The sequence below is a fragment of the Caballeronia sp. TF1N1 genome (genome assembly GCF_022878925.1).
GTDB lineage: Bacteria > Pseudomonadota > Gammaproteobacteria > Burkholderiales > Burkholderiaceae > Caballeronia.
In genome coordinates, this window is the sequence record NZ_CP084626.1 from 120,616 (window position 1) to 139,219 (window position 18,604).

Annotated in this window: 18 protein-coding genes; 14 read left to right on the forward strand and 4 right to left on the reverse strand. The window is 63.4% G+C overall.

Annotated elements, in window-relative coordinates; translation table 11 throughout:
* The first annotated feature begins 238 nt into the window (after positions 1 to 238).
* The 14 genes from flhD to LDZ28_RS00630 all read left to right on the forward strand — a co-directional run bounded on the left by flhD (position 239) and on the right by LDZ28_RS00630 (position 14,338).
* Positions 239 to 562: a flagellar transcriptional regulator FlhD gene (gene flhD / locus LDZ28_RS00565; protein WP_244826811.1), complete on the forward strand. Its 324-nt coding sequence runs from the start codon at positions 239 to 241 to the stop codon at positions 560 to 562.
* Positions 563 to 1,011: 449 nt separating this feature from the next.
* Complete coding sequence (gene motA, locus LDZ28_RS00570) at positions 1,012 to 1,872, forward strand: flagellar motor stator protein MotA (RefSeq protein WP_244826812.1); 861 nt, start codon at positions 1,012 to 1,014, stop codon at positions 1,870 to 1,872.
* Positions 1,873 to 1,888: 16 nt separating this feature from the next.
* A complete protein-coding gene (gene motB, locus LDZ28_RS00575) occupies positions 1,889 to 2,872 on the forward strand; it encodes a flagellar motor protein MotB (RefSeq protein WP_244826813.1) in 984 nt (327 codons plus the stop codon).
* 77 nt (positions 2,873 to 2,949) lie between these two features.
* Positions 2,950 to 3,330: a response regulator gene (locus LDZ28_RS00580; protein WP_244826814.1), complete on the forward strand. Its 381-nt coding sequence runs from the start codon at positions 2,950 to 2,952 to the stop codon at positions 3,328 to 3,330.
* Positions 3,331 to 3,393: 63 nt separating this feature from the next.
* The gene (gene cheA / locus LDZ28_RS00585; protein WP_244826815.1) at positions 3,394 to 5,655 is read left to right on the forward strand and encodes a chemotaxis protein CheA; all 2,262 of its coding nucleotides are present in this window, start codon (positions 3,394 to 3,396) and stop codon (positions 5,653 to 5,655) included.
* A 22-nt stretch (positions 5,656 to 5,677) separates the two neighbouring features.
* Positions 5,678 to 6,196, forward strand: a complete 519-nt coding sequence (cheW, locus tag LDZ28_RS00590; RefSeq protein WP_244826816.1) for a chemotaxis protein CheW — start codon at positions 5,678 to 5,680, stop codon at positions 6,194 to 6,196.
* Positions 6,197 to 6,242: 46 nt separating this feature from the next.
* Entirely contained in the window at positions 6,243 to 8,060 is a 1,818-nt protein-coding gene (locus LDZ28_RS00595; protein WP_244826817.1) for a methyl-accepting chemotaxis protein, read from the forward strand.
* Positions 8,061 to 8,207: 147 nt separating this feature from the next.
* Complete coding sequence (locus tag LDZ28_RS00600; protein WP_244826818.1) at positions 8,208 to 9,137, forward strand: CheR family methyltransferase; 930 nt, start codon at positions 8,208 to 8,210, stop codon at positions 9,135 to 9,137.
* Positions 9,134 to 9,901 carry a chemoreceptor glutamine deamidase CheD gene (gene cheD / locus LDZ28_RS00605; RefSeq protein ID WP_244826819.1) on the forward strand — a complete coding sequence of 256 codons (768 nt, stop codon included), beginning with the start codon at positions 9,134 to 9,136 and terminating at the stop codon, positions 9,899 to 9,901. The genes LDZ28_RS00600 and cheD overlap by 4 nt, the downstream gene beginning before the upstream one ends.
* Positions 9,898 to 11,022, forward strand: coding sequence for a chemotaxis response regulator protein-glutamate methylesterase (locus LDZ28_RS00610; protein WP_244826820.1), 1,125 nt, complete (start codon positions 9,898 to 9,900; stop codon positions 11,020 to 11,022). The genes cheD and LDZ28_RS00610 overlap by 4 nt, the downstream gene beginning before the upstream one ends.
* Positions 11,023 to 11,076: 54 nt before the next feature.
* Positions 11,077 to 11,472: a chemotaxis response regulator CheY gene (gene cheY / locus LDZ28_RS00615; RefSeq protein WP_244826821.1), complete on the forward strand. Its 396-nt coding sequence runs from the start codon at positions 11,077 to 11,079 to the stop codon at positions 11,470 to 11,472.
* Positions 11,473 to 11,510: 38 nt separating this feature from the next.
* Positions 11,511 to 12,182: a protein phosphatase CheZ gene (gene cheZ / locus LDZ28_RS00620; RefSeq protein ID WP_244827944.1), complete on the forward strand. Its 672-nt coding sequence runs from the start codon at positions 11,511 to 11,513 to the stop codon at positions 12,180 to 12,182.
* 320 nt (positions 12,183 to 12,502) lie between these two features.
* Positions 12,503 to 13,012, forward strand: a complete 510-nt coding sequence (locus LDZ28_RS00625) for a DUF2844 domain-containing protein (protein WP_370652116.1) — start codon at positions 12,503 to 12,505, stop codon at positions 13,010 to 13,012.
* 18 nt (positions 13,013 to 13,030) lie between these two features.
* Positions 13,031 to 14,338 (forward strand): DUF3443 domain-containing protein, encoded by a 1,308-nt coding sequence (locus LDZ28_RS00630; RefSeq protein ID WP_244826823.1) that lies wholly within the window; start codon positions 13,031 to 13,033, stop codon positions 14,336 to 14,338.
* A 58-nt stretch (positions 14,339 to 14,396) separates the two neighbouring features.
* Here the strand turns inward: LDZ28_RS00630 and LDZ28_RS00635 are convergent, their stop codons facing one another.
* From LDZ28_RS00635 to argS, 4 genes are all read right to left on the reverse strand, one after another.
* Positions 14,397 to 15,170 carry an SDR family oxidoreductase gene (locus tag LDZ28_RS00635; protein ID WP_244826824.1) on the reverse strand — a complete coding sequence of 258 codons (774 nt, stop codon included), beginning with the start codon at positions 15,168 to 15,170 and terminating at the stop codon, positions 14,397 to 14,399.
* A 15-nt stretch (positions 15,171 to 15,185) separates the two neighbouring features.
* Complete coding sequence (locus tag LDZ28_RS00640) at positions 15,186 to 15,833, reverse strand: thiol:disulfide interchange protein DsbA/DsbL (protein WP_244826825.1); 648 nt, start codon at positions 15,831 to 15,833, stop codon at positions 15,186 to 15,188.
* A gap of 103 nt (positions 15,834 to 15,936) precedes the next feature.
* A complete protein-coding gene (locus LDZ28_RS00645; protein ID WP_244826826.1) occupies positions 15,937 to 16,680 on the reverse strand; it encodes an SPOR domain-containing protein in 744 nt (247 codons plus the stop codon).
* 133 nt (positions 16,681 to 16,813) lie between these two features.
* Positions 16,814 to 18,598, reverse strand: a complete 1,785-nt coding sequence (argS, locus tag LDZ28_RS00650) for an arginine--tRNA ligase (protein ID WP_244826827.1) — start codon at positions 18,596 to 18,598, stop codon at positions 16,814 to 16,816.
* Positions 18,599 to 18,604 lie beyond the last annotated feature (6 nt).

The window sequence follows — 18,604 nt, forward strand, 5'->3', positions numbered from 1 at the left end:
TTTGTGCTCCCGATTCGCTCAGACAGCCGTTCAACTATTTCGCGTAGGAATTTTTCTTACACGACGTCGCGGGCTTTTCCGTCCGTAAATCGGTCGATTTATCCGATTGGCGCGCGCTCGAAGCCTCATCGACAATCGAATCCACACCATGAGCGGGGCCGAATCGCCGCAATCCGGAGCGATCCGAGCAAACGTTTCCCGCACGGCCTGACGAGCCGGGTACCGATTCGGGGAAAAGATGACGGCCAGCACAACCACCACGCTCACGGAGATTCGCGAGCTTAATCTCGCGTACTTGCTTCTGGCGCAGCAGCTATTGCTTGCGGACCGCGCTTCGGCCATGGCTCGGCTGGCGCTTTCGGACGACGTGGCGCAGTTACTGGCTTCGCTTTCGCCCGCGCAGGCGGTGAGGGTGGCGTCGTCGAGCCATTTGCTGTGCCGCTTTCGCTTCGACGATCACGCCATCCTTTCTTCCCTCGACGAAAAGGACAAAAGCGCCGCGCCGGACGCGACCCTCCTCGCGGATGCATTGGCGATAGAAGCCGGCTCATCTGCGCGTTGATTCGAGCTGATCACGGCGGCGTTTGCGTTCCACGCTCACAGCGCTGACCGAACGCAACGGCGCGCAGCCGGCATGAACCGATCAGACGAGCGGCCGCCGTGCCAACACCTCGTAAGTTGGTCGGCATACGTCTGCGGCCCATGACAGGCGACCCATGCAGTGAGCCGCCTCGCTGCCAGATCGACGCACGTCTCGCGGTCAACTCGCCTTCTACCACGAACAACTGGCTTATCGCGAAGAGCTATACGCCGCCGTTGCGCGCACGAAAAGGCACTCGCACCGTAGCTTCCCCGCGCGCCATGCGCCATTGCGCCGCATGTCGTCAGAGCCCCATCCCACGCGGGTTCTAGCGTTTGCCTCACCTCCCGGTCATGCACCAAAGTTTTCCCTTGCCGTGCCGTAAACCCACATAACGGCGGTCATCCCGCAACTACCTTGAGGACTCGACTGTGCTGATTTTCGTTGGAACGCTCGTGACATTGCTGTCCGTATTCGGCGGTTACGCGCTCGAAGGCGGCCACCTTGGCGCGCTCGTGCAACCGGTCGAAATCTTGATGATCGCGGGCGCGGGTGTCGGCGCATTCATCCTCGGTAACGGCATCAAGACGATCAAGTCGACGCTGCGCGTCATTCCCACGCTGTTCAAGGGCTCCAAGTACAACAAGGATGTGTACATGGAACTGATGGGTCTGCTCTACGTCCTGCTCGCCAAGGCGCGCAAAGAAGGCACGCTCACCCTCGAAAGCGATATCGACGATCCCCATAAAAGCCCGATCTTCGGTCAGTACCCGAAGATTCTCGCGGACGAGCACATCGTCGAATTCCTGACGGATTATCTGCGGCTGATGGTCGGCGGCAACATGAACGCGTTCGAGATCGAAAGCCTCATGGACGAGGAAATCGAGACGCATCACGCCGAAGGCGAAGCGCCCGCACAAGCGCTGCACAAAGTGGGCGACGCCATGCCCGCGTTCGGTATCGTCGCGGCCGTCATGGGCGTCGTGCACACGATGGCTTCCGCCGATCAGCCGCCCGCGATTCTCGGCGAGATGATCGCGCAGGCGCTCGTCGGCACCTTCCTCGGCATTCTGCTTTCGTATGGCTTCATCGGCCCGCTCGCGGGCGTGGCGGAGCAGCGCGTGGCCGAGCAGACCAAGATGTTTCAGTGCATCAAGGTGACGATCCTTGCGAGTCTGAACGGCTATGCGCCCGCCATCTCGGTGGAGTTCGGCCGCAAGGTGCTGTTCTCGACCGAGCGCCCGTCGTTCTCCGAACTGGAAGAACACGTGCGCCGCGTCCGCGCGAAGTGAAGCGAGGAACGACGCCATGAGCTCACCCGACAAAGACCGGCCAATTTTCATCAAGCGTATCGTCGCGGGCCGCAAGGGACATCACGGCGGCGCGTGGAAGCTCGCCTACGCGGACTTCATGACCGCGATGATGGCGTTCTTCCTGCTCATGTGGCTTCTGAGTTCGACTTCGCCGGTGCAACGACGCGGTATCGCCGAATACTTCAACACGCCGCTCAAGGCCGCGATGGTCGGCGGCAAGACCGTCGGCATGGACTCCAGCATCATCATGGGCGGCGGGCGCGATCTGTCGAGCCCCGAGCCCGGCACGGTGCGCACCACCGAAGGCAATACGCCGTTCGCGGTGCGTTCGTCGGCAAGACCCGATGAAGCCGCGTTGAGACAAGCCGAAGGCGAGATCGAACGCCGCGAGCAAGAGCGCCTGCACGACCTCCAGGTGAAGCTCATGTCGGCCGTCGAGGCCAACCCGACCTTGCGCCAGTTCAGGCAGCAGATACGCATCGATTCGACCCAGCAGGGCTTGCGCATCGAGATTGTCGATACCCAGAAGCGGCCCATGTTCGCGCTCTCCAGCGACTCAGTGCAGCCGTACATGCGCGACATTTTGCGCGAGATAGGCAAGACGCTGAACGACGTGCCCAATCGAATAGTCGTGCAAGGACATACGGATGCCGTGAAGTACGCCGGCGGCGACAAGGGCTACAGCAACTGGGAACTGTCGGCGGACCGCGCGAACGCGTCGCGGCGCGAGCTGATCTACGGCGGCATGGACGAAGCGAAGGTGCTGCGCGTGCTCGGGCTTGCATCGACGCAGAACCTGAATCGCAAGGACGCGATGGACCCGGAAAACCGGCGCATCAGCATCATCGTGCTCAACCGGCGCGCGGAGAGCGCCATGTTGCGCGACGACGGCGCGCCGCCCGCGACATTCGACAACGCGGCGGGCGCGGCTCCCGTGCTGGACAAACTCGCGCCCGTATTCCAAGCGCGACCGCAATAAAAGCGAAATCCGCGCGAAAGACTCTCAAGACTCCACACGTTTTAGCCGTCAACCCGGCAAGACCGCAAGAGACACACATGATCAAGAACATTCTGGCAATCGACGATTCCGCCGCCATGCGGCAGATTCTCTCCGCCACGCTGACGACGGCGGGCTACGAAGTGACCGTCGCGTCGGACGGCAACGAAGGGCTCGAATGGGCGCTCGCCGAGCGTTTCGATCTCGTCCTGACGGACCAGCACATGCCCGGCAAGAGCGGGCTCGATTTGATCGCGGAGTTGCGGGTGAATCACGCCTACCAGGCAACGCCGGTGCTCGTGCTGACGACCGAGGACAGCGAAGCGTTCAAGGACGCGGCGCGCGCGGCGGGAGCGACCGGCTGGATTCAGAAGCCGCTCGATCCCGAGCTCTTGACCGAGTTGGTGGCGGCACTGTCGGAACCCGAAGAGCAGCACTGAGCAAGACGAAGCAAACCTCGACCGAATAACGCGACTGAACAGCATTTCTGCGGTGACTCAAGCATGACACTCGACATTACCCAGTTCTATCAGACCTTCTTCGACGAAGCAGACGAACTGCTCGCGCAGATGGAGCAGCTGCTGCTCGTTCTGGACATTGCGAATCCCGATCCGGAAGACCTCGCGGCGATCTTTCGCGCGGCGCATTCGATCAAGGGCGGCGCGGCGACCTTCGGCTTCACGGCGCTCACGGAAACGACGCACATCCTCGAATCGCTTCTGGACCGCGCGCGCAACAACGAACTCGTTCTGCGCCGCGACATGATCGATACCTTCCTCGCGACGAAGGACGTGCTCTCGGACCAGCTCGCCGCGTATCGCGCGAGCGCCGAGCCGGATGCGGCCGCGGCGGCCGCGATCTGCGCGAAGCTCGAGCGTCTGAAGCACGAAGACCCGGAAGCGCCGGCGGCACCGGTGATAGAAGAAGCCGCCGCCGTCATCGAGAAGGCGCAACAACACGAACCCGCCTACGAAGGCCCGAACGCTCCGCCCGCGCATGTCATCGCGCAGGCTGCGGAAGCGATCGAGGACGACGGCACGTGGGACGGCGCGTTCGAAGTCACGGACGGCGCACCGATTGCAGGAACCGCTGCGGCAGCATCGGCAGCGGAAGCAGGACCCCACCTGAAAATTACGCTACGGGGGGTGGGCGAGAAGGACCTGGCGACTTTGACCGAGGAGCTGGGTAACCTGGGAAGTATCGTCGGAGAAAAGAAGACTGACGCCGAACTCGTGCTTTGGCTCGAGTCGGACGTGAGCGCCGACGACATCGTGGCCGTGTGCTGCTTCGTGATCGATGAATCGCAGATCGGAATCGGCCGTGGCAATGCGGCGGATCAGTCGGCGCAGTCGCCGGCCGCATCCGTCGAAGTACCGCCGGCAACGGCGGCGCATCACGCGCTACAGCAACAGCCGGACGCATCGCAGGCGCTCGACGCGTCTGCATCCACGGCGCAACAAAAACAACAAGCGGCGACGGCGGCGGTCCCGGAGACTGCCGCCCAACCGTCACAGAAACCGGCCAACGCCAATACGCACGATGCCGATAAAAAGGCGCGTCCGGCAGCGGCCGCATCGGCGGAAGGCAGCTCGATTCGCGTCGGCGTGGAGAAGGTCGATCAGCTCATCAACCTGGTGGGCGAACTGGTCATCACGCAGGCGATGCTCGCGGAAACGACGAGCACGTTCGATCCCGCATTGCACGACCGTCTTTTCAACGGCATGGCGCAGCTCGAACGCAACGCGCGCGATCTGCAAGAAGCCGTCATGTCCATCCGCATGATGCCGATGGATTACGTATTCAGCCGCTTCCCCCGGCTCGTGCGCGATATCGCGGGCAAGCTCGGCAAGGACGTGGAACTCGTCACGTTCGGTCAGGCGACCGAACTGGACAAGAGCCTGATCGAACGCATCATCGATCCGCTCACGCACCTCGTGCGCAACTCGCTCGACCACGGCATCGAAACCGTGGAAGCGCGTCGCGCGGCGGGCAAGTCGACGACCGGCCAGCTCGTGTTGTCGGCGGCGCATCACGGCGGCAACATCGTGATCGAAGTCAGCGACGACGGCGCGGGCCTGCGCCGCGACAAGATTCTCGCGAAGGCGCAGAAGCAGGGCATGCAGGTTTCCGAGTCGATGAGCGACGAGGAAGTGTGGCAGCTCATCTTCATGCCGGGCTTCTCGACCGCCGAACAGGTGACGGACATTTCCGGCCGCGGCGTGGGCATGGACGTGGTCAAGCGCAACATCCAGTCGATGGGCGGCCACGTCGAAATCAAGTCGCGTGAAGGCGCGGGCACGACCACCAAGATCGTGCTGCCGCTCACGCTCGCGATTCTCGACGGCATGTCGGTGAAGGTCGGCAGCGAAATCTTCATTCTGCCGCTCAACTTCGTGATGGAGTCGCTCCAGCCGGTGGCCGAAGACATCTACACGGTCGCCAACGGCGAGCGCGTGGTGCGCGTGCGCGGTGAGTATCTGCCGCTCGTGGCGCTGCATGCCGTGTTCGACGTGGAGAACGCGCGCACCGAGCCCACGCAAGGCATCGTCACCATCATGCAGACCGAAGGCCGGCGCTTCGCCATGCTGATCGACGAACTCGTCGGCCAGCAGCAAGTGGTCGTGAAGAATCTCGAAACCAATTATCGCAAGGTGCACGGCATTTCAGCCGCGACCATTCTGGGCGATGGCAGCGTCGCGCTGATCGTCGACGTGGCCGCGCTCAACCGCGAATCGCGTGTGCAGCACAGCGCGCACGCTCATTAACACCCGCATCGAAGGAGTTACCGTGGCAGACATTCAAAACATCCATTCCGCGACGTCTTCGCGTCGCGACGCGCAACACGCGGAAGCCGCCGGACAAGAGTTTCTGGTGTTCACGCTCGGCGCCGAAGAGTACGGCATCGACATCCTGAAGGTGCAGGAGATTCGCGGTTACGACAACGTGACGCGCATTGCCAATGCGCCTTCGTTCATCAAGGGCGTGATCAATCTGCGCGGCATCATCGTGCCGATCGTGGACATGCGCATCAAGTTCAATCTGGGTCGCGTCGAGTACGACAACCAGACGGTCGTGATCATTCTGAACGTCGCGCATCGCGTGGTCGGCATGGTGGTCGACGGCGTCTCGGACGTCCTCACGCTCACGCAAGAGCAAGTGATGCCCGCGCCCGAATTCGGCGCGACGCTGACCTCCGAATATCTGACGGGCTTAGGCACCGTGGATGGCCGCATGCTGATTCTGATGGACATCGAGAAGCTCATGACGAGCCGCGAGATGGAATTGATCGACTCGGTTGCCGCTTAAAACAACCGCGTTCGTGTACCGAAGCGCGGGCTCAGGGAAGAAAGACATGTTCAAGAAGTTGTCGATCCGCACGATGCTCACGCTCGTCGGACTGCTATTCGTCAGTTGCGCGGCCGTGATCGGCGCGCTGTCGCTCGTCGGCCTGAACTCGGCGAGCCATTCGCTCACGTCGCTCGCGCAGGAAGACATGGTCGCGATGCGCGCGCTCGCGGAGACCTCGTCGTATCTGCTGCGCTCGCGCATCACGCTCGACCGCGTGCGTTCGCTCGCCGAAGCGGGCAACGACGCGGAAGCGAAGAAAGCGCTGGACCGCGGCCAGTATCTGCTCGACAAGAGCAACGAGAACTGGAAGCTCTATCTCGACACCCATAAGCCGATGCTGCCGAAGACCACGCTCGATGAGCTCGTGGCGCAGCACGACACGCTCGTGAAGACGGGCGTCGAGCCGGAATTCACCGCGATCCGCGCGAACGACATGGCCGCGTATCACGCCATCGCGGATACGAAGATCAGCCCGATGTTCGTGTCCTTCGATCAAGCGGTAGTCGCGGCGGTGGCGTTCCAGCAGAAGCACGCGGAAGAATCGCGCTCGAACACGGCGTCGCACATCTCGACGCTTAGCCTGACCATCGGCGCGCTGCTCGCGTTGTCCGTGCTCATTCTCATCGGGACGCGCATCGCGTTGCGCGGCCTTATCGTGCAGCCGATCAACGACGCCGTCGATCACTTCGACCGCATCTCGCGCGGCGATCTCACGAAGTCGGCGCATACCGACAGCACGAACGAAATCGGGCGTCTGTTCGCGGGCATCGAACGCATGCGAACGGACCTGACGCATATGGTCGGTGCGGTGCATCGCGGCGCGGAATCGATCGATGTCGGCGCGCATGAAATTTCGAGCGGCAACACGGACCTCTCGCAACGCACGGAAGAACAGGCGGCGTCGCTGCAGGAAACGGCGTCGAGCATGGAAGAGTTGACGAGCACGGTCAAACAGAACGCGGACAACGCGCGTCAGGCGAGCCAGCTTGCGGTGAACGCGTCGGATATCGCGTCGCGCGGCGGCCAGGTCGTCGAGCAGGTCGTCGATACGATGAACGCGATTGCATCGAGTTCGAGCAAGGTCGTGGACATCATCGGCGTGATCGAAGGCATCGCGTTCCAGACCAACATTCTCGCGTTGAACGCGGCCGTGGAAGCGGCGCGTGCAGGCGAGGAAGGACGCGGCTTCGCGGTCGTGGCGGGCGAAGTGCGCTCGCTTGCACAACGCAGCGCGGCGGCGGCGAAGGAAATCAAGGCGCTGATCGGCGATTCGGCCGGCAAGGTGCAAAGCGGCTCCGAGCTCGTCACGCGCGCCGGTGAAACCATGGGCGAGATCGTGCAGGCGGTGCGCCGCGTGACCGACATCATGGGCGAGATCAGCGCGGCATCGGAAGAGCAGTCCGATGGCATCGAGCAGGTGAATCGCGCCGTCACGCAGATGGACAGCGTCACGCAACAGAACGCGGCCCTCGTCGAGGAAGCGGCGGCAGCCGCGGCATCGCTCGAAGAGCAGACGCGGCAACTGAAGGACGTGGTCGGCCAATGGCGCATCGAAGCAGGCACCAAGATGGTTGCCGCGCCCGCTGCACGCGTGGCGCCGAAGGCTGACGTCTCGAAGGCGAAGACGTTCAAGCGCGCCGAACCCACAAAAGTTTCGCCCGAGGCTAACGTCGCGCGCGAACCGGCCGTTATCAAGGTAACGGCAAGCGAATCGCAACAGCCAGCGAAGAAGCCCGCGCCGCGTATGGCAGCGAAAGCCGCCGTGAGCGCACCGCGCGCCAAGGCGACGACCGCGGACGACGGCGACTGGGAAACCTTCTAAGCCGGGTTTGCAAACAGCAGCGACCATGCAGGCTTTCGACATGAGCTCCGTTCGCGGGGAACAGCAACGACAAAGCCACGCAAGATCGCATTCAACGACACAACGGCGCGCGTCGCCGAAGAAGACGCCAGGGAAGCACGAAGCATCATGACGGCAACGCGCAACGCACGCATCGACCCGGCCGCCGGCACGCGCGGCTCCGAAGTCGAACGCGACTTCGAATTCACGGCAGCGGACTTCGCTCGCATTCGCGGACTGATCCATCGCCGCGCGGGCATTTCGCTCTCCGACCACAAGCGCGACATGGCGTACAGCCGTCTCGCCCGCCGTCTGCGCGCATGCGGCATCGACACGTTCAAGCTGTATCTGGACCGGCTGGAAGCCAACGAAGACAGCAACGAATGGGAAGCCTTCGTCAATGCGCTGACCACGAACCTCACCGCGTTTTTCCGCGAGTCGCATCACTTTCCGATTCTCGCGGACTTCGCCAAGCGCCGGCAGCAACCCGTGTCGGTGTGGTGCTCGGCGGCATCGACGGGTGAAGAGCCTTACTCGATCGCGATGACGCTCGTCGAAGCGCTCGGCGATCACGCCGCGCGCCAGTGCACGGTGTTCGCAAGCGATATCGACAGCCAGGTGCTCGCCAAGGCCGACGCCGGCGTGTATTCGCTCGATCAGGTGAAGACGCTGCCGGCGGACCGCCTCAAGCGTTTCTTCCTGAAGGGCACGGGCGCGCATGCGGGCCTCGTGAAGGTTCGTCCCGAGCTGCGCGCGATGGTGAACTTCGGCCGCGTGAATCTGACGGATGCGCGCTACGACATCAAGGGTCCGTTCGACGCGATCTTCTGCCGCAACGTGATGATCTATTTCGACAAGCCGACGCAATCGCACGTGCTGTCGCGCTTCGATCCGCTGATGAAGCCGGGCGGCCTGCTGTTCGCGGGACACTCGGAAAACTTCACGTACGTGTCGCAGGCGTTCCGTCTGCGCGGCCAGACCGTGTACGAACTGACGCGCGACATGAAGAACGCGGGCGCGGCGAAACAGACGAAGGCGCTGGCGGGAGAAGTGGCATGAGCGGCCTGCCGATCGCGTCGAATCTGTATTTCGACAATCACTTTCAGAAGCCGGGCGTGAAGCTCCTGCCGAACGAGTTTTACATGACGAGCGAAGACATGGTGCTCGTGACCGTGCTCGGCTCGTGCGTGGCGGCGTGCATCAACGATCGCACGGCGGGCATTGGCGGGATGAATCATTTCATGTTGCCCGACGACGGTTCGGATGCGTCGGCGGCGGCGTCCGATTCGATGCGCTACGGCGCCTATGCGATGGAAGTGCTGATCAACGAACTCATCAAGCGCGGTGGACGGCGTGAGCGTTTCGAAGCGAAGGTGTTCGGCGGCGGCGCGGTGCTCGCGGGCATGACGACCATCAATATCGGCGATCGTAATTCGGAGTTCGTGCGGCGTTATCTCGCGCTGGAAAAGATTCGTATCGTCGCCGAGGATTTGCAGGGCATGCATCCGCGCAAGGTGGCGTTCATGCCGCGCTCGGGACAAGTGATGGTCAAGAAACTGAAGGCCGCGCACGAGCCGGTGGTGGTGGAACGCGAGCAGGCGCTCGTGCAGCGCACGCCGGAAGAACGCGCGGAGCGGCTCGCAAAGGCACGCTCGCGGGTCGAGTTATTCAACACGAAGCCGGGTGCGGCGGGCGCCACGGGCAAGCCGCGCGTGGAACTGTTCGGCGCATCGAGTGCGGCGGGCGCAAAGCCCCGGGCCGAGCTTTTCAGCAGCGGCCTGGCGCGTGCGCCGCGCAGCACCAGAGCGGCGGAGGAAGCATGAGTATCGTCAACGCGAACAACAAGCCGGCGACGCCGAAGATCAACGTACTGTGCGTCGACGATTCGGCGCTGGTGCGCAGCCTGATGACCGAGATCATCAACTCGCAGCCCGACATGCACGTGTGCGCGACCGCGCCCGATCCGCTCGTCGCACGTGAGCTCATCAAGCTGCATAACCCGGACGTACTGACGCTGGATGTCGAAATGCCGCGCATGGACGGCCTCGACTTCCTGGAAAAGCTGATGCGCCTGCGGCCGATGCCGGTCGTGATGGTGTCGTCGCTGACCGAGCGCGGCAACGAAATTACGTTGCGCGCGCTGGAACTCGGCGCGGTGGATTTCGTGACGAAGCCGAAAGTCGGCATCCGCGACGGCATGCTCGATTACGCGGAGAAGCTCGCCGACAAGATTCGCGCGGCGTCGCGCGCTCGCGTGCGGCAGACCACGCATGCGGCAAGCGCGCCCGCCAGCGCGGGGTCGGCTGCGGCCGTGCGGCCCGCGCCGCATTTGAACAACCCGTTGGTATCGACGGAAAAGCTGGTGATCGTCGGGGCATCGACGGGCGGAACGGAAGCGATCCGCGAAGTGCTCGTGCCGCTGCCGCCCGATGCGCCCGCCGTGCTGATCGCGCAACACATGCCGCCCGGCTTCACGAAGTCGTTCGCGCAGCGTCTGAACGGACTGTGCCGTATCACGGTGAAAGAAGCCGAACACGGCGAGCGTGTCTTGCCGGGCCACGCGTATATCGCGCCGGGCCACGCGCATCTGGTGCTCGCGCGCAGCGGAGCGAACTACGTGGCGCATCTGTCGGACGCGCCGCCGGTCAACCGGCATCGTCCCTCGGTGGATGTGCTGTTCCGCTCGGCCGCGCAGCACGCGGGCAAGAACGCGATCGGCGTGATCCTGACCGGCATGGGCCGCGACGGCGCGGCCGGCCTGCTCGACATGCAGCAGGCGGGCGCTTACACGCTTGCGCAGGATGAAGCGAGTTGCGTGGTGTTCGGCATGCCGCGCGAAGCAATTGCAATGGGCGGTGCGAGCGAAATCGCGCCGCTCAACGAAATGAGCCGGCGCGTCATGGCGCGGCTTGCCTCGATGGGCGAACGCGTGCAGCGCGTCTGATTTTTCACTTTGGATTCGCGGCGTCGCGCCGCATTGAAACAACCGGGAGTAGTGATGGACAAGAACATGAAGATCCTCGTCGTCGACGATTTTCCGACGATGCGCCGTATCGTGCGCAATCTGCTGAAAGAGCTCGGCTATTCGAACGTCGATGAAGCCGAAGATGGCGCCGCCGGTCTCGCGCGACTGCGCGGCGGCGGCTTCGACTTCGTCATCTCCGACTGGAACATGCCGAACCTCGACGGCCTCGCCATGCTGCAGCAGATTCGCGCGGACGCCAACCTCTCGCATTTGCCGGTACTCATGGTGACGGCGGAATCGAAGAAGGAAAACATCATCGCGGCGGCGCAAGCCGGTGCGAATGGTTACGTCGTTAAGCCGTTCACGGCCGCCACGCTCGACGAGAAGCTCAGCAAGATTCTCGAGAAGATGGCCAAAGCGGGGAGCTGATCGTGAACGATCTGACTACTGATTTTGCCGCCCCGCTCATGCAGGCGGAGATCGAGAACGATCAGTCCACTGACCGGATTCTCGCCCGCATCGGGCAACTGACGCGCACGCTGCGCGACTCGATGCGCGAACTCGGCCTCGACAAGCAGGTGGAAGCGGCAGCCGTTGCCGTTCCGGACGCACGCGATCGCCTGAAGTACGTCGCCACGATGACCGAGCAGGCTGCCGAGCGCGCGCTCAACGCGATCGAACTCGCGAAGCCGATGCAAGAAGCGATGCAGCACGAAGCGCAGGCGCTCGATGCACGCTGGGAGCAATGGTACGGCGCGCCGCTCGGACAGGGCGAAGCGGGCGAATTGCTCGCGGATACGCGCACGTTTCTGCAAAGCGTTCCGGCGAAGACGCAGGCGACCAATGCGCAACTGCTCGAAATCATGCTCGCGCAGGATTTCCAGGATTTGACCGGACAGGTCATCAACAAGATCACGGATGTCGTGTATCTCATCGAACAGCAATTGCTTGGCGTGCTGCTCGAAAACATCGCACCGGAGCGGCGCGAGCAGTTCGCGGCATCGGCGGCGGCGCTCGTCTCTTCGAGCGGCAGCCCGGAGGCCTTGCTCAACGGTCCGCAGATCAATCCGCAAGGCCGCAGCGATGTCGTGCAGGATCAGTCGCAAGTGGACGACCTGCTGGCGAGCCTGGGTTTTTAAGCTCCTGCATCGGCGGCTTTCCCGCCCGCGAATGACGCGGCGCGCACGAAGAGTGCGCGTCGCGTTTTTTCGCGCGCGTCGTAAATTCGTGTGAATGAATCGCACTGTTTCCGGTCCAATCGCCAAAACGCAAACGGCGCGTGCTGGCGAACGTTCGGACAATTCCGAGGACTTTGGCATACTGACGGCTGTGCGGCACCCTGGCGGTGCGCAAATCGGCGGTCCTTGCGTCACCGGAACGTCATGAGCCGGCCGCTTGCGAGTGCGCCGGCGGCGTCAAACATCATGGACAGCGAATATCAGGAGGCCCAGTGAAGGCACTGAAGCAACCCCGTCTTGGGCATCTGCAAAGACACTTCGTTCTGCTAGCGGGAGCGTTCGGCATCTGCGCCGCGGCACCGGCATTGGCCGCGCTTGGCGGCGATCCGCTCACCGCACCACCGGGCGCCACGGCGACGAATGCGGTCGTGCGCGCAGCCGTGGCCGCCTCGGGCGCGTCGTCTGCCAGCGCTTCGAGTTATACGGTCCGGTCGACCACGCTTGCGAGCGGCACCATCGTCAACGAGTATTTGTCCACGGAAGGCACGGTGTTCGGCATCGCCTGGCGCGGACCGCGTGTGCCCGACCTGGCCACGCTGCTCGGCAGCTATTTCCCGCAGTATCAGCAAGGCCTGCTCGCGCAACGCGCCGAGCGCGGCGCACGCGGTCAGGTGAGCGTGCAGGATTCGGGTCTCGTCGTGCGCTCGGGCGGACACATGGGTGCATTTGCCGGCAGCGCCTATCTGCCGCAATCCTTGCCCGCCGGCGTATCCGCCAGCGACATTCAGTAAGCGACGGGAGAACCCAGTATGCGTAGAACTACACTCGGCCTCGGCGCTTCCTCTTCGAGCGCACGCACCTGCGTGCGCTGGCTCGGCGCGCTGTTCCTCGCGTTCGCGCTCGCCGCATGCGGCGGTGGCGGCGACGACAACAAATCCAGCTCGAACGGCGGTTCGAACGGCGGCTCATCCGGCGGCTCGGTTGGCGGCGGCGGTTCCACCAGCACGGCGAACGCGCAGCCCGTTGCGGCCAACGGCACCAATGCCGTGCCGATCAGCGTCAACGCGGGTGTGGCGGGCTTCGTCAATATTCCGAACGTGTCGGTGACGGTATGCGCGCCGGGCACGAACGTATGTCAGACCATCGACAACATTCAGCTCGATACCGCTTCCTACGGCCTGCGTATCCTGAACACGGCGGCGCAGTCGGTACTGGGCAGCCTGCCTGTCACGAGCGCGGGGAACGGCGGTCAGCTCGCCGAATGCGCCGGTTTCGCGGATGGCTACACGTGGGGCACGGTGCGTCAGGCGGATGTGCGTATCGGTACCGAAGTCGCGAGCAACGTGCCGTTGCAGATCATCGGCGATCTGGCTTCGACCTCGGCGCCGTCCGGCATGAACGGCTGCCCGTCCGGCAATGACGAAGCGACGACCGCTGATATCGGCGCGAACGGCATTCTCGGCGTCGGTCCCGCGACCTACGACTGCGGCACGTCCTGCGTGAGTTCCGCGCTCAACGCGACTTACTTCTCCTGCCAGAACGGCACGAACTGCACGGGCACGGCAGTGCCGCTCGCGCAGCAGGTCGTCAACCCGGTCATGCGCTTTCCGACCGACAACAACGGCGTGATCGTGCAGTTGCCGCCCATTCCAGACAACGGCGCGGCGAGTGCTGCCGGCACGCTGGTATTCGGCATTGGCACGCAGAGCAATAACTCGCTTTCGGGCGTCACGAAGTACGGCACGGACCAATTCGGCGATCTGACGGGCTCCTACAAGGGCACGACGTATCAGACCTTCTTCGATACCGGCTCGAACGGCAACTTCTTCCAGGACAGCTTCACGCTCTGTTCGAGCACGAGTTCGTTCTATTGCCCGAGTTCCGAGCAACAGTTGTCGGCCACGATCACCGGCAGCGAGGGCAATACCGCCACCGTGCCGTTCAGTCTCGTAAGCGCGCGCACGCTGACCTCGGGCGGCGGGAAGTACGCATTCGACAGTCTCGGCGGTCAGTTGGGCATGACGGGCTTCTTCGACTTCGGCATGCCGTTCTTCTACGGACGGCACGTGTATGTCGGCTACGATCCGCAGGGAAGCTCGCCTTACGTGGCGTTCTGATCGGCCAGTAAATTCGAAGCAAAAAAATCCGGCAGCGTTGAGCGCGTTGCCGGATTTTTTATTGGCCGTCGCGCGGCTTGCGTGGCGCGCGTTCGAAGATGAAGTCGTAAAGCCAGCGCGGCATGACATGCAGCAGCATGCCTGCAATGCGCATTTGCCATGGAAAGGTCGCGTAGCGCACCTTGCGCGCGATGGCGTCGGCGGTCTTGGCGGCGAAGCGGTCCGCGTCCATGAGAAAGGGCATGGGATAGGGATTGTGCGCGGTCATTTCCGAGCGCACGTAGCCCGGCGCGATGGTCACGACCGCGACGCCTTGTGGCCGCATCTCCACACGCAACGCTTCCAGATACTTCGCCGCCGCCGATTTCGACGCACTGTAGGCGCCCGATCCCGGCAGCCCGCGCACGCCTGCGACGCTCGCGATACCGACGAGCGTTCCGCTTCGCGCCGCCGTCATCGACGCGATGAACGGCTCGAACGTGGCCACCATGCCGAAGTAGTTGGTGTCCATGACGGCGCGGAAGGCTTCGAGATCGCCGTGGCCGGTGAGGGCGCCACGGCTTACGCCTGCATTGGCGATCACGATATCGGCGGGACCGTGTTCTTCGATGAAAAGGCGCGCGGCATCGGCAAGCGCGTTCGCGTTGCGCACGTCGGCGGGGTAGATCGAGATGGAGGCTTGCGGATGGCGGGCGGCGAATGCCGCGAGGGAATCGACGCGACGGGCGACGAGGCCGAGTACGGCCCCGCGCTTGACATACTCTTCGGCTAAAGCGAGGCCGATGCCACTCGACGCGCCGGTCAGGAAAACCTTGAGACGAACTGCGTTCATGCCGGCCCGTGTCGATTACATCTTCTTGTCGCGAACTTGCTGAACGAGAAAGTCCATCACGTCGGTCGTGCCTTGCAGACTGTTGGTCGCGGCCGGGCCCGTGACGTACTTGCCCTGCACGATGACGGTAGGCACGCCGTCGATCTTGTAGTCCTGCAGCAACTTGGCGTCGCGCTTGATGTCGCTTTGCGTCGAGAACGAGTTATACGCGTCCATGTACTTCTTCTTGTCGATGCCCTGAGTCGCAAGGAAGGTCGCCTGCGCCTCGGGCGTCAGCAGATAGTTCTTCTTCACGTGGATCTCGTTGAACACGGCCGGCGTGACCTTCTCCGCGACGCCCAGCGCGACGAGCGCGTGATACATCTTCGAGTGCGGGATGAAGTCGTCGCGGAAGGCAACCGGCACGCGCTTGAACACGACGTCCGGTCCTTGCTTCTTTTCCCACGTCTCGATGTACGGCTCGAATTCGTTGCAATGCGGGCAGCCGTACCAGAAGAATTCGATGACTTCGACCTTGCCCGCGGGCGCGCCGACCGGTTGAGGCGCCGAAAGCACCGTATAGTCCTTGCCCGAAACGGGCGCCGCCGATGCGACATTGGCCGCACTCAGCGAAAGAGCCGCGATGCCGAAAGAAAGAGCGAGGGCGCTAAGCAGTTTTTTCATGATTTGAGAGGAAGCACAGAAGGTCCATAAGTGGGACATACGACGCTTAAGCCGAGCTTAAAGTCGGCCCGCATCGCGTTGATTACGACGCGGGCCACGCCCGTCATTGCTTCGAGAATCGGATGACGGCGGTATCGACGCCTGCATCGGATAGACGCTGGCGTGCCGTGTTCATGTCCTCGAACTTCGCGAACGGGCCGACGCGCACGCGATAGTACGTCACGCCGCCCGCGTCGCGCTGCGTCACCTTCGATTCGAAACCCTGGAAGCCGAGCCGCGCGCGCTGCTGTTCCGCGTCGGCCTGAGTCTTGTACGCGCCGACCTGCAGGAAGTAACCCGTGTTGACGTCGCCAGGAGCGGGCGGCGTGGTCTTGGCCGTGCCCGTCGTCGAGCTCGGCTTGGGCGTAGCGGCGGCGGAACTCGTCGCGTTGTCGGGCGTCTTCGGATTCGCGGCGTTGCCGTTCCTCGGCGTGGACGCGGCCGAACCGGAAGGCGGCACTTCGACGATCTGCGGTTCGTCCAGCATGCCCGACGATTGCGTCTGATTGGTGCTCTGGCCCGGCGCGGTATTGGGCGGCGTGGGTTGCGCGGCTTGCGGCACGGCCTGCCCAGGCGTCTTGCCTTGCAGCGGACGGTTCGGATCGTAAGGCTGCGCGGCGGGCGCGGAACTGGTGTCGGAGGGCGGCGGCGCAACCTTCGCCACGAACGGCGTGGGCGCGCGGGTGATATATAGCGCGACGATCACGGCGATCGCGAGCCCGACGATCAGGCCCAGCACGATGCCGAGAAAAGTACCCCCGGTTTGCTTCGACTGCGACTGCTTCGACGTGCGACGTGGTTTTGCCATCGTATGAATCACCTGCAAAAAGTCTTCGAGTTGGCCGACGATTATAACGGTGGCTTAAAGCCAAGTCCGCGCCAGGCAGCCGTCCGCGCGCGTCGAAAGTCGTGTTTTCGGCGCGACGGACGTCTTCTGACCATTACATCTTTTCGGGAGCCGACACGCCGATGGTCGCGAGACCGTTGGCGAGCACCTGACGCGTTGCGGCAAGCAGCGCGATGCGCGCGTCGCGTTCCTTTTGTTCGTCCACGAGCACGCGCTCCGCATTGTAGAACGAGTGAAATTCGCCAGCGAGGTCGCGCAAATAGAAAGCGACGGCATGCGGCGCCAGTTCTTCGGCGGCGTGCGCGAGCATTTCCGGATACTCGGCAAGCTTGTTGAGCAACGCCATGGCGCGCGGACTCGACAGCGGCTCGAGATCGGCGTGCGCGGTTTGAGCCAGATCGCCGCCGTAGCGCTCCTTCCAGTCGTTGAGAATCGTGCTGATACGCGCGTGGGCGTACTGCACGTAATAGACCGGATTTTCGTCGTTCTGCTTGAGCGCGAGGTCGATATCGAAGACGAATTCGGTATCTGCCTTGCGCGAAATGAGGAAGAAGCGCACGGCGTCGCGGCCGCGGCGGATGGTGTCTTCGTCCAGTTGATCGGGCGCGGCTTCGTTGCCGGGCGTCATGCCGCCCGACCATTCGATCAGATCGCGCACGGTCACGTAGCTTCCGGCGCGCTTGCTGATCTTGACTTCCTGGCCGTCGCGCATGACGGTGACCATCTTGTGCAGCACGTAGTCGGGGTAGCCTTTCGGAATACCGATGCCGAGCCCTTGCAGCCCAGCGCGAACCCGCGCGATGGTGCCGTGGTGGTCCGAGCCCTGCACGTTGATGACCTTGGTGAAGCCGCGCTGCCACTTGGCAACGTGATACGCCACGTCCGGCACGAAGTAGGTGTAGGTGCCGTCGGTCTTGCGCATGACGCGGTCTTTGTCGTCGCCGTCGTCGGTGGTGCGCAGCCACAATGCGCCCTCTTGCTCATAGGTCTTGCCGGCAGCCACGAGCGCCTCGACGGTCTGCTCGACGCGTCCTTCCTTGTACAGCGACGACTCCAGATAGAACTGATCGAACTTCACGCCGAACGCGGTCAGATCCATGTCCTGCTCGTGACGCAGATAAGCGACCGCGAAGCTGCGGATGGCTTCGAGATTCTCGACATCGCCCACGCCCTTGACCGGCTCGCCGTCTTTCGCCGCGACGGTTGCGCCCGCCAGGTAATCACGCGCGATATCGGCAATGTATTCGCCGTTGTACGCCGCTTCCGGCCACTCGGCGTCGCCTGGCTTGAAGCCGCGCGCACGCGCTTGTGTCGATATGGCGAGGTTGCCGATCTGCACGCCCGCGTCGTTGTAATAGAACTCGCGATGCACCGCGTAACCTTGCGTGCCGAGCAGGTTCGAGAGCGCGTCGCCGAGCGCGGCCTGACGGCCATGACCGACGTGCAGCGGTCCGGTCGGGTTCGCGGAGACGAATTCGATCAACACTTGCTTGCCTGCATCGCGCTGCGAGTCGCCGTATGCGGCGCCTTCGGACAGCACTGCCGGGATCACGGCTTGCTTCGCCGTTGCCGCGAGTCGCAGATTGATAAAGCCCGGACCCGCGACTTCCGCGCCTTCGACGAGCCCCTTGGCTGCTGCGTTGCCGAGTAGCGCATCGACGATTTGTTGCGCAAGCTGACGCGGATTGGCGCGCAGCGGCTTGGCGAGTTGCATCGCCACGTTCGAGGCGACATCGCCATGCGCCGCGACCTTCGGTCGTTCGAGCACGATGGTCGGCGCGACGAAGGCCGCTTCAGTCGCGCCCTGCGTGGCTTGCGCGACCTGCTTGACCGCGTCGGTGAGGAGCGTTTCTAGGGTTTCTTTGTGTGCGGGCAGCATGCTGAA